This window comes from uncultured Boseongicola sp., assembly GCF_937988555.1.
Taxonomy (GTDB): Bacteria; Pseudomonadota; Alphaproteobacteria; order Rhodobacterales; family Rhodobacteraceae; genus Boseongicola.
Genome location: NZ_CALJXO010000254.1, coordinates 1 through 14033, shown reverse-complemented (window position 1 = coordinate 14033; position 14033 = coordinate 1). Strand labels below are relative to the sequence as shown.

The following is a 14033-nucleotide window of genomic DNA, read 5'->3' as shown; positions in this document are numbered from 1 at the left end:
CGCACGTTCCGCCAACAGGTCAATCTCGTCTGTCGTGATCGGAAGCGGTGGGCAGATGATCATACGGTCGCCCACATGGCGCATCACCAGATTGTTGGCAAAACAGCGTTCGCGACAGATAAGACCCGCGGTTCCAGGCCCGCCAGCGAAGGCTGCGCGGCTGGACTTATCAGGTGTCAGCGCGATCGAGCCCATGAGGCCGACGATCTTGGCTTCGCCCACAAGCGGGTGCTCTGTCAGGGCTTCCCATTTTTTGCGCATGTAGGGGGCGGCGGTGTCGCGAACGTGGTCGATGAGATTTTCCTCTTCGATGATCCGCAGGTTTTCAAGCGCGACGGCGCAGGCGACCGGGTGGCCGGAATAAGTGTAACCATGGTTAAATTCGTCTTGGCCAATGGTATCCGCAATCTCGTTTGACAGGATCGAACCGCCGATAGGCTGATAGCCGGACGACAGGCCTTTGGCGATCGTCATAATGTCGGGCTGGACGCCGATGGTCTGGCTGCCGAACCAGTTTCCGGTGCGTCCAAAGCCGCAAATGACTTCGTCAGCGATGAAAAGAATGTCGCGCTCTTCGCAGATGCGCTTGATCTCGGGCCAATAGGTATCAGGCGGAACAATCACGCCACCGGCACCCTGAATAGGTTCGGCGATAAAGGCGGCAACGCGGTCTTCACCAAGTTCATCAATGGCTTGCTCTAATTCCCGAGCGCGGGCGAGGCCGAAGTCTTCGGGTGACATTTGACCGCCTTCGGCCCACCAGTCTGGTTGGTTGATGTGATGAATATCGGGGATGGGCAACCCGCCTTGGGCGTGCATCGCCGCCATCCCGCCAAGCGAGGCGCTGCCCATTGTCGAGCCGTGGTAGGCGTTCTTGCGGCTTATGATGATGGTTTTCTCGGGCTTGCCCTTCATCTCCCAATAGCGACGCACGACGCGGATATTGGTGTCGTTGGCGTCCGAGCCGCCGCTGGCGAAGAAAACATGGTTAAGATCGCCGGGGGCCAGTTCGGCCAGTTTCGTCGCGAGCGCGATGGCCGGAACGTGGGTGGTTTTGAAGAATGTGTTGTAGAAGGGCAGCTCACGCATTTGACGTGCGGCAACATCGGCAAGCTCGCCGCGGCCATAGCCGATATTCACGCACCAAAGGCCCGCCATCGCATCAAGGATTTGCACGCCCTCACTGTCATAAAGGTAGACGCCCTTGCCGCGCTTGATGACGCGCGCGCCCTGTTCGGCAAACTCTCCCTGTGTGGAAAACGGGTGTATGTGATGCGCAGCATCAAGGGCCTGAAGGTCGGCAGTGGGCATGTGGTTGGTGATGACGGGCATGGGAGGCCTCCAGCGAACGGGCGTTTGACATAGAGATATGATCAAATTTTATGCGCGGTCAATCCGCGATGCGACAGCTCTAATCGGAAAGCGTCAATCGAACCTGTCCGATGCCTTGGCGAATGTCGTCGCCGATGGCCTGTGCGGCGCGTGCCGGATCGCCCTCGCGCAGGGCGGTAAGGGCCTCGTCGTGCTTGTCGGGCAAGTTCGCTGTGCCAAATCGACCACAAACGATTCGCAGTGCAGGCCCGCTTTGAAGCCATAGAGATTGTGACAACTTGCTTAATACGGGGGCATCGGCCTGTTCATAAAGACTGAAATGGAAGCGGTAATTATACTCGAGATAGCGTTCGACGTTGCCAGACGCGATGGCGCGGTCGATCTCCTGATCCAAAGCAACAAGGTCGCTCAGGCATTTGTCTGACATGCGCCGCGCCGCCAGCTCGGCAAGCCGTGGCTCGATTGCCAGACGCGCAAAACCTATCTCGTCGAGCGTTCTGCGCGTCATGATTGGCACCGTAACACGGCGATTTCCCCCGATTTCTAAGGCTCCCTCGGCGGAAAGACGTCGGATTGCCTCGCGCACGGGGGTCATCCCACCGCCGATCAAATCGACGAGGCCCTGGATGGTAACCGCTTGCCCCGGGAGCAGAACTCCGAACAAGATCATAGCTCGAATCTGGTGATAGACTGCCTGATGCTCGGGGCGTTTCGCGACGCTTTTGTCCATTCCGGCAGTCCCTGGTCAGTTTTGTCGGGGCGGCCTCTCAAAATGGCGTTCCCTTGAATTAGCTTGTTTATGTGTCACTATTTGATCAAATATATGCGCAAGTGCCAATGGGAGAGTAAAGTGAAAATCAAATTAGCTACAATGACGGCCGTGATCGCGCTTTGTGCGAGCGCCGCTGTCGCGGATGAAGTGCGTGTTTATAACTGGTCGGATTATATCGACGAGGCCCTGCTTGAAAAGTTTGAAGCCGAAACCGGAATCGAGCTGATCTATGATGTCTTCGATTCCAACGAGGTTTTGGAAACGAAAATGCTTGCGGGCGGATCGGGCTATGACGTTGTCGTGCCGACGGGCGATTTTCTGCAGCGTCAGATTTCAGCCGGTGCTTTTCAGGCGCTTGATTTTGACCAGCTGCCAAATTCGGCGAACCTGTGGGACCTGATCAAAGACCGCACCGAGCAGTATGACCCCGACAATGCCTATTCGGTTAACTATATGTGGGGCACCACGGGTATCGGTGTTAACGTTGCTAAAGTGACCGAGATTCTGGGGGAAGACGCCCCGATCGACTCGCTGGAGTTGATCTTTAATCCGGCTAATATAGAAAAGCTGGCGCAATGCGGCGTCTATATGCTGGACGCGCCAACCGAGGTTATTCCAGCGGCTCTGACTTATATCGGCGAAGACCCGAACACATTCGACGTAGACCATATCAACAAAGCCGGCGATGTGCTTTTGGCGGTTCGTCCACATATCCTGAAATTCCACAGCTCGGAATACATCAACGCGCTGGCCAACGGTGATATCTGCGTCGCCTTTGGATGGTCCGGTGATATTCTGCAGGCGCGCGACCGCGCTGATGAGGCCGAGAACGGTGTCGAGATTGCCTATAATGCGCCGAAGGAAGGTGCGTTGATGTGGTTTGACCAAATGGCAATTCCAGTTGATGCGCCAAACCCGGAGGCAGCCCACATGTTCCTGAACTTCATTATGGATGCTCAGAACATGGCCGCGGCGTCGAACTATGTTTACTATGCCAACGGCAACAAAGCATCGCAGCCTTTTCTGGAAGAAGATGTGATCGGGGATCCAGCGATTTACCCGTCGGACGAAACACTTGAGAAGCTTTACACGCCTGTAGCTTACCCACCGAAAGTGCAGCGTGTCATTACACGGCTCTGGACCAAAGTGAAGTCGGGTACGTAAGATCAGAATTGGGCGCCCGGAGGTAACAGCCTTCGGGCGTTTTTGATTTAAGGGGGCGGATTTGGCGGCTTCAGGCAAAGACGATGTGTTTACGCCTTGGACGGATGCGGGAGCGACCCCGCTGATCCGGATTGATCAGGTGACCAAGCGCTTTGGCGACTTCACCGCGATCGACAATGTTTCACTGGACATCTATCCGCAGGAATTCTTCGCGCTTTTGGGCCCGTCGGGGTGTGGCAAGACCACTTTGATGCGGATGCTGGGAGGGTTCGAGACGCCTTCTTGCGGGGTGATTTCAATCGACGGGCAGGACATGTCGTCGGTGCCACCCAACAAGCGCGCAGTGAACATGATGTTCCAGTCCTATGCGCTGTTTCCGCATCTAAGCGTTTGGGACAACATTGCATTCGGGCTGCGACGTGACGGGCTGGACAAGGACCGGGTTGCTGCGCGGGTCGAAGAGATGCTGAAGCTGGTGCAGCTTTCACAGTTTGCCAAACGTAAACCGCATCAGATTTCAGGCGGTCAGCGCCAGCGGGTCGCTTTGGCGCGGTCTTTGGCGAAGGCTCCCAAGCTGTTGTTGCTGGACGAGCCGTTGGGGGCTTTGGACAAAAAGCTGCGGCAGGAAACGCAGTTCGAGCTGATGGACATTCAGGAGAAGACCGGAACGACCTTTGTGATTGTGACGCACGATCAGGAAGAGGCGATGACGGTCGCAAGCCGCGTTGCGGTGATGAACAACGGTCAGCTTATTCAGGTGGAAACGCCCGAGGTGATTTATGAACAGCCAAATTCGATTTATGTTGCTGATTTCATTGGCGATGTGAACCTGATCGAGGGGACGGTTTCGGCCTTGGGCGAGGGGGCTGAACTGGCTTGGGCCGAGGGGCGCACACCGCTGATCGGACAGCCGGGGGCTGCTTTGACCAAGGGGCAAGGCGCGACCTTTGCAATCCGGCCTGAGAAGATTGCGATCTCGGCGGACGAACCACAGGATCGTCGCAACCGGGTGCAGGGAAAAATTCTCGATATCGGGTATCTTGGCAACCTTTCAACCTATCACGTGGAGCTGCCGGAAGGGCCGGTGGTGAAATGCGAGATCGGCAACCGGTCCCGGATCGAGCGGCGTGATTTCACTTGGGAAGACGAAGTCTGGCTCAGTTGGAGCAACACCGCCGGGTTGGTGTTGGCGCGATGAAACGGCTTCTGATTGGTGTTCCTTTCGTTTGGCTTTTCGTGCTGTTTCTGGTGCCGTTCGGGATCGTTCTGAAGATCTCGCTTTCGGACATTGATCTAGCTATTCCACCCTATACGCCGACTTTGGAAGTCTCGGATGGATGGGCGGGGGTCGCTGCGTTTTTCAGCGCGCTTGATCTTGAGAACTATATTTTCCTGACCAGCGATGATCTCTATTGGAAGGCCTATCTGTCGTCCTTGCAGATTGCGTCGATCTCGACGTTTTTGACGCTTCTTGTTGGATTTCCAATTGCTTACGCAATGGCGCGCGCGGCGGAGGAATGGCGGCCTGCGCTGTTGATGCTGGTCATTCTGCCGTTCTGGACAAGCTTTCTGATCCGCGTTTATGCGTGGATTGGCATTCTTTCGACGGAAGGGTTTTTGAACCAGTTCCTTTTATGGACCGGCGTCATCTCGGAGCCGTTAACGATCCTTAACACCAACACGGCGGTCTATATCGGCATCGTTTATACCTATCTGCCTTTCATGATCCTGCCGATCTACGCGACGCTGGAAAAGATGGATGCGTCCCTATTGGAAGCAGCCGAGGATTTGGGCTGTTCTCGGATGCAAGCGTTTTGGCTGATCACACTGCCGCTGGCGCGGCCCGGCGTGGTGGCAGGGTGTTTCCTAGTGTTCATTCCGACGCTGGGCGAGTTCGTAATCCCATCACTTTTGGGCGGTTCGGACACGCTGATGATCGGCAAAGTGTTGTGGGAGGAGTTCTTCAATAACCGTGACTGGCCGGTGGCAAGTGCCGTGGCGATCATCCTGCTGTTGATCCTGATCATCCCGATCATTTTGTTCCAGCGCAACCAGCAGATCAACAAGGAGGCACAACAATGAAGCGTCTGTCTGCCTTCAATGTTGTCTCGCTGACGCTTGGTTTCGCATTTCTTTACATCCCGATGCTGATCCTTGTGATCTACAGCTTCAACGAGTCCAAGCTGGTCACGGTCTGGGCCGGGTTTTCGACCAAGTGGTACGGAGAATTGCTGCAGAACGATGCGATGATCGATGCAGCATGGGTGACGATGAAGGTGGCGTTTTTCTCGTCCACACTGGCGACGGTTCTGGGCACGATGGCAGCGTATGTGTTGGTGCGGCGAGGGCGGTTTTACGGGCGCACAGTGTTTTCCGGCATGATCTATGCACCGCTGGTGATGCCCGAAGTGATCACCGGACTCTCGCTGCTTTTGTTGTTTATTGCCATCGGGATGGATCGCGGCGTGTTGACGATTGTATTGGCTCATACGACGTTTTCGATGTGCTATGTGTCGGTTGTTGTGTCGTCGCGGTTGATAAGTTTCGACGACTCGCTGGAAGAGGCCGCGCTGGACCTTGGGGCGTCGAAGTTTGAGGCCTTCCGCCTTGTGACGTTGCCAATTATTGCGCCTGCGGTGATTTCAGGCTGGTTGCTGGCGTTCACGTTGTCTCTGGATGATCTGGTGATTGCGTCCTTCGCAGCCGGACCATCGTCAACGACCTTGCCGATCAAGATTTTCTCATCCGTTCGATTGGGCGTCAGCCCCGAGATAAATGCGCTGTCGACGATCATTATCGCGATTGTGACTGTGGGTGTTTTGACCGCGTCGATCGTGTCCAAGCGGCAAATTACGCGGCGATTGCAAGAAGAGGCGCAGGCGGGCTGAGGCGCCTAAATTGGCGGGCCTGCCTGTTTTTATTGCATTTAAATTCCTGTTGGTGCAGCCTTCCGGGACGCGTTTCAGGTAAGCTAGTTAAAAGACGTTTTAGAGTAAGGCTGGGGAAGCAGTTGTTATGCTAGTGAATATGATTGATCTGCGCGAGCGGGAGTACCGCTGGTCGCGCGTGATGGCCGTTTTGGAAAGTGCAACAAAGAACAATGAAGCAGAACACGCGGATCAGGTGAAGCCCGGTTTAGGGATCGAGATTGATTACGCGGAACGCGTCGGGATTTCCGTGCGTGAAGCCGTGCTTTGGGCCGAAAAGACCGACGGGCCGCTGACGCTTTATCTTTATGATCACGAGGACGACAAGGCGGGCGAGGCCTGATCAGGGCTCGGTTGGCCTGTGCACGGTTGCAGGTCGGGTGAGGTCGTCGAGCATCGGGGAAATATCCTCGATGTGCTCTGCGATGACGTGCGTCACGCCGCCTTCGCGCTGCACGCGCCCCGTTACTTTCAGCGCGCGCCCCGAGATCACTGCGCGGCGGAAGCGCTCGTACATTTTGCGCCAGACAATCACATTGGAAATGCCGGTTTCGTCTTCCAGCGTGATGAAGATCACCCCCTTGGCGGTGCCGGGGCGTTGGCGCACCAAAACAAGGCCTGCCACCGCGACCCGTGCGCCACCCGGTGGCAGATCAAGTTGGTCGTGGGGCAGGCAGGCCGGTGGTCGGTGCCATGTGGGTGGGCCAGGATTTTCCATGAGAACAAAGATAGAACATTTAAGTGTTCGCGCAAGGCTTTGTGAGCAAGGCTCAAAAAGGGTGGAAAGGGACGCTTTGCAAGGCTAGGTAGTCGGCGACACACCTAAGAGGACGATCATGGCCAAGATTACTTACATCGAGCACGGCGGCAAAGAACACGTCGTTGACGTACCCAACGGGCTTACCGTCATGGAAGGCGCGCGCGATAACGGCATTCCGGGAATTGAAGCGGATTGCGGCGGTGCCTGTGCCTGCTCGACCTGCCACGTTTATATTCATGCGGACTGGGTTGAAAAGCTGCCTGCGAAGGACGCGATGGAAGAAGACATGCTTGATTTCGCGTTCGAGCCAAGCGCCGAACGCTCGCGTCTGACCTGTCAGTTGAAGGTCTCGGACGCGCTTGACGGGCTTGTCGTGCAAATGCCCGAGAAGCAGATCTGATGTGGCGCCTGGCCGCTCTGGTCGCAGTGCTTGCGGCACCAGTAATGGCCGAAGGTGTGCGCGAGGCGCGCTACGATGAGCCGACCACGCGCTATGCCCACGGCGTGTTGGGCGACGCAATCGAATGGGGCGCTTTGGTCATGGAGACAGAAGGTGGGCGCACCGTCCGTTTGGTTCTGCCACAAGAGCGCGTCTTTGAAGACACAGCACCGCGCCTGTTCGATGTGGACGGGGATGGCGAAAACGAAGTGATCGTTGTCGAAAGCCACCAAAAGGTCGGCGCCCGCTTGGCGATCTATGATCCGGACGGATTGGTTACTGCGAACGAATATATTGGCCGGCCGAACCGCTGGCTTGCGCCCATCGGTGTCGGGGCCGCGGATTTCGACGGGGACGGGCGTATCGAGCTGGTCTATGTCGACCGCCCGCACCTGGCCAAGACGGTCCGCGTGTTGCGGTTTCAGGATGGACAGCTGAAGTTCGTGGCAAGCTTTCCAGGAGTGACCAACCACCGGATTGGCGAAAGCGACATTGCCGGCGGCATCCGCGATTGTGGGCAGGGCCCTGAGATGATCGTCGCTTCAGTGAATTGGGAGCGCGTTCTGGCGCTTGGGTTTAAGGGGCTTCGGTTCTCGCTGGACGATCTTGCACCACACGAAGGCCGGGAGAGTTTCGCGCGCGCAATGGCCTGCGAGTGACGCGCCTTATGCGGCTTTGCTTCGGGCGGTGATCCTCGACGGTCATGGCAAGCTGGCGATGCGCGATATTGTGCAGCTTTGCGAAAAGGCCGGATTTGCTGGTGCGCGCCCCTATATCGCCCGCGGGGAACGCGGTGTTTTCTCAGATTTAGACGCAAGGACGGTGAAGGCGACTTTGGAAGCCGCATGCAGGCGTTCACGGGCGCTTTGGTGCCGGTCATGATCCGAAGGTCGGCGAGATCGAGGCGGCGTGGCGGGCCTGTCCGCTCTACGAGGCTTTCGGAAATCAGGCGGCGCTGATGTTTCTGGATGCCGCTCCACCACGCAATGCCTTGGACACTGTGACGGCACAACTTGCTTTGGGCGTGCGCGAGATAAGGGGCATTTCCAAAGCGGAATGGAACGCTTGCGGCTTAAGATCAAAACCGCCGCGCCGGGGACCACGCGCAATATGAATTTGATGAAACGGTTGGTGGCGATGGCGAAGGCCGCGTTGACTTAGCCCTGTGGCATCGCCAGCGAGATCGTGCGCCCGCCTTTTTGGTACTGCAATGCAGAGTCCGAAATACCGGCGATGATGCCGCCGTCTACTCTGTCCCCGACCTGCACTTTCACGTAACGACCTGACGGCAATCGCACCAGCGCACGGCGGTCCGAAGGACGCCCGAACACGCCTACAAGGTTGATGCGGTTCAGGCTGATGGCTTCTTCGACGGTGGCCTGACGCGCGACCGAAACATTGGACGGGATCGCAAGGCGCGGAGAGTTTTGCGGGCGTGTAGCTTCTTGTGCGGCGACCTCGTCGGCCAGAGCGGCTTCAATCGCGCCACTGGTGTCTGGTGTGAGGGTCGCAACCGTCCGGGCCTCGCGTTCGCGCTGCAACTGGATCAGACCGGAGGCGACGATGGCGTCGAAATCACGCGGCTTGCCGCGCGGTGAGGCGGAAGTTGCCACAGCAAGATCGCTTGGCGGATTGCCCGCGCGCACAACAAGCGCTTCGATCTGGGCCGATTGGGGACGCGTTCCGGGGCGGATTTCGCCAAGCTCGTCGCGCGTGCGGTCACCAAATTTCTGACGCTCGATTTCCGTCATAAACTCGCTGGGACGACGGCGCGGCGCGGTGTCTGGCAAGGCGGCCGCAAGTTCGGTTTGGATCAGTTCGACGGGGCCGAGTGCTTCTGGCGCGACTGTCTCGACGACTTCGGGTTCAGGCTCGGGTGGCTGTGTGACCAGTGGGGCTCCGATTTCTGCCGCCGTAACAGTCACGGGGCGCGTATTCGAAACCGTCGCTACCAGTGCGGCAAGCTGGGTTTCTTCCGCGATGACGTTCGGCTCTGTGGCTTCGGAGACCTGCGGTGTGGCTTCCTCGACGGGTGCCACATAGACTTCAGGCGCTTCCGTTTCGACAGTTGGCAGAAGGGCCGCACCTTCGTCCGCTGGAGCGATCAGGCTGGCGGCACCTTCGGAGCTGCTGATCGGCTCGAAGGCGGCAATTGTGCCAAGGCCGGGGCTGTCGAGAATTGTGATGCTGTCGGGCACGAAGGCCACGGGCATATAGTCTTCGATCGCGTCCAATGTGCCTGGGCGCGGTTCCAGCCATGCGATTGCGGGCCGGGGGTCGACTGTGATCGCTTGGAGGTCGGTTGGGGTGCCGAGGGGTGTTGCGGCGTTTGGCGCAGGGATTATGGCCCAGGCAAACGCAGGCGCGGTTTCCGGCAAGACAGGCGCGCTGGGCGTATCGGACACGTCGGCAATATCGGAAGGAAGCGGAGATGCCTCGGGTGTGGTGTCTTCCACTGGCGGCGGTGCGACTTCGGCAATTTGCACGTCCGCAGGCGTGGTCGCCTCGTTCGCCTCGGGCGACACAAGCGACGTTTCCGGGGTCGAGGGCAGTATCGTCCAGATGACAATCGCAATCACAATCGACAACACGGCGGCAATTGCGGCCAGTGCCGGGGTCGGCAGGGCGCGGTCGCGGTGGCGGATTTCGACCGATGGAGTGGCGGTCAGACTGGCCGCGCGGGCTGCGGCGGCCGACGCGCCGACGTTGGTGACAACACGCGGCTGGGACGTGGGACGCGGCAATGGCGTGCCCGGATTAAGCGGTGGCAATTCGGTTTCGGGCAGTTGCAGAACCGGCGTCGGGTCATCGACCTTCACCACCGGGCCATCGTCCACCGCAGTCACGTTTGGCGCGTCTTTCAGCATCAATGGCGGCACGGTTTTGCGCCCCGTAGAAAAAGCGGCGGCGGCGGGTTCATCGTCGCTAAATCCGTCTTCGGAGGCGATTGCCGCGCGCTCGACAAAGACCGGAGGGCGCGGGAAATCGTCCGGCGTTGCCAGCGAGGAAAACGCGCGGACGGTCAATCCACCCTTGGTCACAAAGGCTTCGGCTTCGTCCAGAGTCTGACGCGCAATTGCCGCGACGCGCGCGGTGCCGGGGGCCGTGGTGGCCCAGTCGATTTCAAGATCGGCAAGGTCATAGGGCGTGCGCCCTTCCATGGCGGCATTGATCTCTGCCACATCAGGTGTGTCGCTGGTTACCTTGACGTCGGTATAGAGAATTTGGTCGCGGGGCAGGAAGATATCAACAGATGCCGGCGTTTCAACTCGTGCCACAAGGTCGGCCAGGCGCGCCTCGATATCGTCGCCTTCCAGCTTTTGAACGACAAATTCCTGCCACTCGCCAGAGCGGTGGCGCAAGAGGCGTACCGCCTCCATTGAAAGATCAAAACCCCAACGCTCTGACATGTCGAAGAGATACCATGTGACCTGCCCGGCGTCACGATCCAGAATGATGATAATTGTCTTGTGCGAGAATTCGCCGACGAGGGTGTGAAACGGTGCAAATAGGGTGCAAACTGAGCCTGAATTTGAGTTTTGGAGCGGAGGTGCGTGATGCGGATTTTATGGATGGTTTTTGTGGCGTTAATTGCGGTGTCGCCGCAGGTGGCGCTGGCGGAAGACACTGAACGAGAAATCGTCGTCAGCGGTGAAGGCACGGTTTCGGCTGCGCCAGATATGGCGACAGTGTTTGTCGGTGTCTCGCGGCAGGCGCGGCGGGCCGGTGACGCATTGCAGGAGGCCTCGGAAGGGGCGGCGGCGGTATTGGCGCGCCTGGAATCGGAAGGCATTGCGCTGCGCGATATCCAGACCCGCAACATCGGGCTTTCGCCGCAATACGCACGCAGCAACGATGGCTCCCCGCCGCGTGTGACCGGCTATGTAGCGTCCAACGATCTGATGGTGCGGGTCCTCGACATTGACCGGCTTGGCACGGTTCTGGATGCAATTGTTGCCGACGGCGCGAACGCGATGAATGGGCTATATTTCGATATTCAGGAACGCGGTGATCTCGAGCAAATAGCGCGCGCGCAAGCGGTTGGCGTGGCGCGCGAAAAAGCTGAAGTGCTGGCCGAAGCAGCTGGTGTGACCCTTGGGGCGGTCCTTACGATTTCCGAAGGCGGGGCGGGTCCAGCCCCGTTTGCGGCTGACCGGGGCTTGATGATGGAAGCGCGGTCTGCGGTGCCGATCGCAGGCGGCGAAATTGACATCCGTGCGACCGTGACGATCGTCTTCGCAATTGCAGACTAAGGATAGGGATTAACGAAGATGAAGGCGGCAATATACAAATCGACGGGACCTGCGGCAGAGGTGTTAACAGTGTGCGACCTGGCTGATCCGACGCCCGGCGCGGGCGAGGTTTTGGTGCGGATAGCGGTATCTGCGGTGCATCCCTCGGACGTGAAGTCGCGGGGCGGTGCGCGAGGCCCATTGGCGTTCCCGTATATTGTGCCGCAAAGCGATGGCGCGGGGCGGATTGTGTCCGTGGGCGCGGATGTTGATCCCGCGCGGGTTGGGCGGCGTGTTTGGCTTTGGAATGCAGCGTGGAAGCGCGCGCATGGCACGGCGGGCGAGCTGGTGGCCTTGCCGTCCGAGCAGGCGGTGGATTTGCCAACAGGCGTTGATTTCGAGACCGGCGCGACTTTAGCCATCCCTGCGATTACGGCGCATCGGTGCTTGTTTTCTGACGGTCCGATTGAGGGGCAGGTGGTGCTCGTCACAGGGGGGGCCGGGACGGTCGGCAGTATGGCGATCCAGATGGCCAAGCGTTGTGGCGCGAAGGTGATCGCGACCGTCAGCAACTCGGAAAAAGCATTGCATGCCAAAGAGATGGGCGCGGATCACGTGGTGAACTACCGCGATGCAGATGCGGTGGATCAAATCAAGCAGGCGGCTGGCTCCGGTGGCGTGGATCGGATTGTCGAGGTAGAATTTGGCGGCAATTTAGACATCACGCAGGCCGTAATTGCCGAAGGCGGAACGGTTGCATCCTATGGCTCGATGGCGGTCCCCGAGCCGGTTTTGCCGTTCTATACGTTCATGTTCATGAATCTTAATTTGCGCACGGTGCTGGCCTATTCAATCCCGAATGCGGCGCGTGCGAAAGCCGTGGCGGACATTGCGGAATGGCTGGCGGATGGCACATTGAAGGGTGTCGTTGCGAAGACGTTCAATCTGGACGACATTGTCGCGGCGCATCAATCCGTCGAAGCTGGGACGCGCATCGGCGTGACTTTGGTGCGCATCGCGTCCGACGTCTAACGCAATCGCGCCGCGCGGGGGCTAAGGCCGAACGTCTCGCGGAATGCGCGCGAAAACGCAGCGCCGTTGTCATAGCCGGATCGTGTTGCAACCTCGGACAAAGACAGCGTCGTGTCCTCAACTAGATTGCGCGCTGCGTTAAGGCGGATGCGTTGGTAGACCTTGCGCGGCGGCGCGCCGAACGCCTGATTGAAGCGACGTTCCAGATCGCGTTGGCGGCATCCAGCGCGCTTCGAAATTTCGGCCAGCGGCAAGGGCATTTCAATATTCGCCTCCATTTCGGCCAAAGCGCGGCGAATGCGGCGATCCCCGCTGGGCGGCTCAAGGGGCCCGGATGTGGTGGCGTCGGGGGCGGAAAACAGGGCCGCTATACGCAGAGTCAGGGCGGTGCCGTGGCGGTGCGCGATCAGGTGCATCATCAATTCAAACGCCGTGACTGCGCCGCTGGCCGTCAGCCGATCGCCGTCATCGACCCAACGTTGCCGCACGATATCAACCTGGGGGAAAGCCTCAGAAAAAGCCTCGATCTCATCGTAGTGGATGGTGGCGCGCTTGGCCTCCAACAGGCCGGCCGTTGCCAAAAGCCACGCGCCTCCATCAAGCCCGATCATTTTGTCATAGCGGGTTGAGGCTGCGCGAAGTTGCCGCGATAGCGCGTCAGTGGCCAAAGCCCTGTAGCCATAGCTTGGCAAGACGATCAAAGCAGCGCCGCGGTCGGTCGGATCAAGCGCGCTGTCTGGCACGACAGTCATGCCGGCCGAGCTTTGTACCGCCGCGCCGTCGCGGGTGACGATTTTCCACGCATAAGCGGGTGTGCTGAGAAAGGTGTTGGCCGCGCGCAGGGGTTCAAGCGCATTGGCCAGCACCTGATTTGAAAAGCGGTCGAACAAAAGGAAAGTGAATTCAGCCGTCTCATCGTTTGGAATTGTCCATTCGCGCATAGTTATGACTAAAACAGCAAAGTCGTAGCCGTCAATCGGCATAGAGTTTCAAACAACAAAGGGAGGACAGACATGCCGCTTCAAATGAACCGCGAGGTCTTCATTACCTGTGCCGTAACCGGATCGGGTGCCACTCAGGATCGCAGCCCGCATGTGCCGCGCTCCCCAAAACAGATCGCCGACAGCGCGATTGCAGCCGCCAAAGCAGGTGCGGCAGTGGTGCATTGTCATGTGCGGGACCCCGAAACCGGCGCGCCGTCGCGCGATCCGAAAATGTTTCGCGAAGTGACGGATCGCATCCGCGAGGCCGACACCGATGTGGTGCTGAACCTGACGGCGGGCATGGGTGGCGACATCACATTCGGCTCGGTCGAGGCACCGCTGCCGGTGAATGCTTCCGGCACCGATATGGCGGGCGCTACCGAGCGCGTCGT

At 58.7% G+C, this 14033-nt stretch carries 16 protein-coding genes; 11 read left to right on the top strand and 5 right to left on the bottom strand.

Annotated features, from left to right (window positions below; genetic code table 11):
• A partial coding sequence (locus tag Q1B15_RS15300; RefSeq protein ID WP_299755121.1) for an aspartate aminotransferase family protein occupies window positions 1-1332 on the bottom strand: 1332 nt, incomplete at its 3' end.
• Window positions 1333-1411: 79 nt separating this feature from the next.
• On the bottom strand, window positions 1412-2062 hold the full coding sequence (locus tag Q1B15_RS15295; protein WP_299755119.1) for a GntR family transcriptional regulator: 651 nt from the start codon (window positions 2060-2062) through the stop codon (window positions 1412-1414).
• Between the two features lie 120 nt (window positions 2063-2182).
• Here Q1B15_RS15295 and Q1B15_RS15290 point away from each other — a divergent pair, with 120 nt between their 5' ends.
• The 5 genes from Q1B15_RS15290 to Q1B15_RS15270 all read left to right on the top strand — a co-directional run bounded on the left by Q1B15_RS15290 (window position 2183) and on the right by Q1B15_RS15270 (window position 6538).
• Window positions 2183-3268 (top strand): polyamine ABC transporter substrate-binding protein, encoded by a 1086-nt coding sequence (locus tag Q1B15_RS15290; protein WP_299755117.1) that lies wholly within the window; start codon window positions 2183-2185, stop codon window positions 3266-3268.
• 61 nt (window positions 3269-3329) lie between these two features.
• Window positions 3330-4466: an ABC transporter ATP-binding protein gene (locus Q1B15_RS15285; RefSeq protein WP_299755115.1), complete on the top strand. Its 1137-nt coding sequence runs from the start codon at window positions 3330-3332 to the stop codon at window positions 4464-4466.
• On the top strand, window positions 4463-5350 hold the full coding sequence (locus Q1B15_RS15280) for an ABC transporter permease subunit (RefSeq protein WP_299755112.1): 888 nt from the start codon (window positions 4463-4465) through the stop codon (window positions 5348-5350). Before Q1B15_RS15285 ends, Q1B15_RS15280 begins: the two co-directional genes overlap by 4 nt.
• Complete coding sequence (locus tag Q1B15_RS15275; RefSeq protein WP_299755110.1) at window positions 5347-6156, top strand: ABC transporter permease subunit; 810 nt, start codon at window positions 5347-5349, stop codon at window positions 6154-6156. The genes Q1B15_RS15280 and Q1B15_RS15275 overlap by 4 nt, the downstream gene beginning before the upstream one ends.
• Before the next feature lie 127 nt (window positions 6157-6283).
• Entirely contained in the window at window positions 6284-6538 is a 255-nt protein-coding gene (locus tag Q1B15_RS15270; protein ID WP_299755108.1) for a hypothetical protein, read from the top strand.
• On the opposite strand, the gene Q1B15_RS15265 is transcribed toward Q1B15_RS15270, so the two are convergent.
• The gene (locus tag Q1B15_RS15265) at window positions 6539-6913 is read right to left on the bottom strand and encodes an OB-fold nucleic acid binding domain-containing protein (protein WP_299755106.1); all 375 of its coding nucleotides are present in this window, start codon (window positions 6911-6913) and stop codon (window positions 6539-6541) included.
• Between the two features lie 118 nt (window positions 6914-7031).
• On the opposite strand from Q1B15_RS15265, the gene Q1B15_RS15260 reads away from it, so the two are divergent.
• Genes Q1B15_RS15260 through Q1B15_RS23515 form a run of 3 tightly spaced genes read left to right on the top strand, consistent with a single transcriptional unit; the run spans window position 7032 to window position 8276 of the window.
• On the top strand, window positions 7032-7355 hold the full coding sequence (locus Q1B15_RS15260; protein WP_299755104.1) for a 2Fe-2S iron-sulfur cluster-binding protein: 324 nt from the start codon (window positions 7032-7034) through the stop codon (window positions 7353-7355).
• A complete protein-coding gene (locus Q1B15_RS15255) occupies window positions 7355-8053 on the top strand; it encodes a VCBS repeat-containing protein (protein ID WP_299755102.1) in 699 nt (232 codons plus the stop codon). The genes Q1B15_RS15260 and Q1B15_RS15255 overlap by 1 nt, the downstream gene beginning before the upstream one ends.
• On the top strand, window positions 7965-8276 hold the full coding sequence (locus tag Q1B15_RS23515) for a DUF1697 domain-containing protein (protein WP_366141734.1): 312 nt from the start codon (window positions 7965-7967) through the stop codon (window positions 8274-8276). The genes Q1B15_RS15255 and Q1B15_RS23515 overlap by 89 nt, the downstream gene beginning before the upstream one ends.
• Before the next feature lie 275 nt (window positions 8277-8551).
• Here the strand turns inward: Q1B15_RS23515 and Q1B15_RS15250 are convergent, their stop codons facing one another.
• Window positions 8552-10804: a hypothetical protein gene (locus Q1B15_RS15250; RefSeq protein ID WP_299755100.1), complete on the bottom strand. Its 2253-nt coding sequence runs from the start codon at window positions 10802-10804 to the stop codon at window positions 8552-8554.
• Between the two features lie 147 nt (window positions 10805-10951).
• Here Q1B15_RS15250 and Q1B15_RS15245 point away from each other — a divergent pair, with 147 nt between their 5' ends.
• Together Q1B15_RS15245 and Q1B15_RS15240 are read left to right on the top strand one after the other, a co-directional pair.
• Window positions 10952-11647: an SIMPL domain-containing protein gene (locus Q1B15_RS15245; RefSeq protein WP_299755098.1), complete on the top strand. Its 696-nt coding sequence runs from the start codon at window positions 10952-10954 to the stop codon at window positions 11645-11647.
• Window positions 11648-11665: 18 nt separating this feature from the next.
• Window positions 11666-12658, top strand: coding sequence for an NADPH:quinone reductase (locus tag Q1B15_RS15240; protein WP_299755096.1), 993 nt, complete (start codon window positions 11666-11668; stop codon window positions 12656-12658).
• Here the strand turns inward: Q1B15_RS15240 and Q1B15_RS15235 are convergent.
• On the bottom strand, window positions 12655-13641 hold the full coding sequence (locus Q1B15_RS15235) for a helix-turn-helix domain-containing protein (protein ID WP_299755094.1): 987 nt from the start codon (window positions 13639-13641) through the stop codon (window positions 12655-12657). The two genes, Q1B15_RS15240 and Q1B15_RS15235, sit on opposite strands and share 4 nt — an antisense overlap.
• Before the next feature lie 30 nt (window positions 13642-13671).
• Here Q1B15_RS15235 and Q1B15_RS15230 point away from each other — a divergent pair.
• Window positions 13672-14033, top strand: a 362-nt coding sequence (locus Q1B15_RS15230) for a 3-keto-5-aminohexanoate cleavage protein (protein WP_299755091.1), incomplete at its 3' end; no start/stop codon positions are given.

Excerpts from the sequence above, each read along its gene's own strand:
- Q1B15_RS15260 (WP_299755104.1), top strand. The coding sequence starts at position 7,032 with ATGGCCAAGATTACTTACATCGAGCACGGCGGCAAAGAACACGTCGTT.
- Q1B15_RS15255 (WP_299755102.1), top strand. The coding sequence starts at position 7,355 with ATGTGGCGCCTGGCCGCTCTGGTCGCAGTGCTTGCGGCACCAGTAATG.
- Q1B15_RS15270 (WP_299755108.1), top strand. The coding sequence starts at position 6,284 with ATGCTAGTGAATATGATTGATCTGCGCGAGCGGGAGTACCGCTGGTCG.
- Q1B15_RS15280 (WP_299755112.1), top strand. The coding sequence starts at position 4,463 with ATGAAACGGCTTCTGATTGGTGTTCCTTTCGTTTGGCTTTTCGTGCTG.
- Q1B15_RS15295 (WP_299755119.1), bottom strand. The coding sequence starts at position 2,062 with ATGGACAAAAGCGTCGCGAAACGCCCCGAGCATCAGGCAGTCTATCAC.
- Q1B15_RS15240 (WP_299755096.1), top strand. The coding sequence starts at position 11,666 with ATGAAGGCGGCAATATACAAATCGACGGGACCTGCGGCAGAGGTGTTA.
- Q1B15_RS15235 (WP_299755094.1), bottom strand. The coding sequence starts at position 13,641 with ATGCCGATTGACGGCTACGACTTTGCTGTTTTAGTCATAACTATGCGC.
- Q1B15_RS15250 (WP_299755100.1), bottom strand. The coding sequence starts at position 10,804 with ATGTCAGAGCGTTGGGGTTTTGATCTTTCAATGGAGGCGGTACGCCTC.
- Q1B15_RS15265 (WP_299755106.1), bottom strand. The coding sequence starts at position 6,913 with ATGGAAAATCCTGGCCCACCCACATGGCACCGACCACCGGCCTGCCTG.
- Q1B15_RS15245 (WP_299755098.1), top strand. The coding sequence starts at position 10,952 with ATGCGGATTTTATGGATGGTTTTTGTGGCGTTAATTGCGGTGTCGCCG.
- Q1B15_RS15275 (WP_299755110.1), top strand. The coding sequence starts at position 5,347 with ATGAAGCGTCTGTCTGCCTTCAATGTTGTCTCGCTGACGCTTGGTTTC.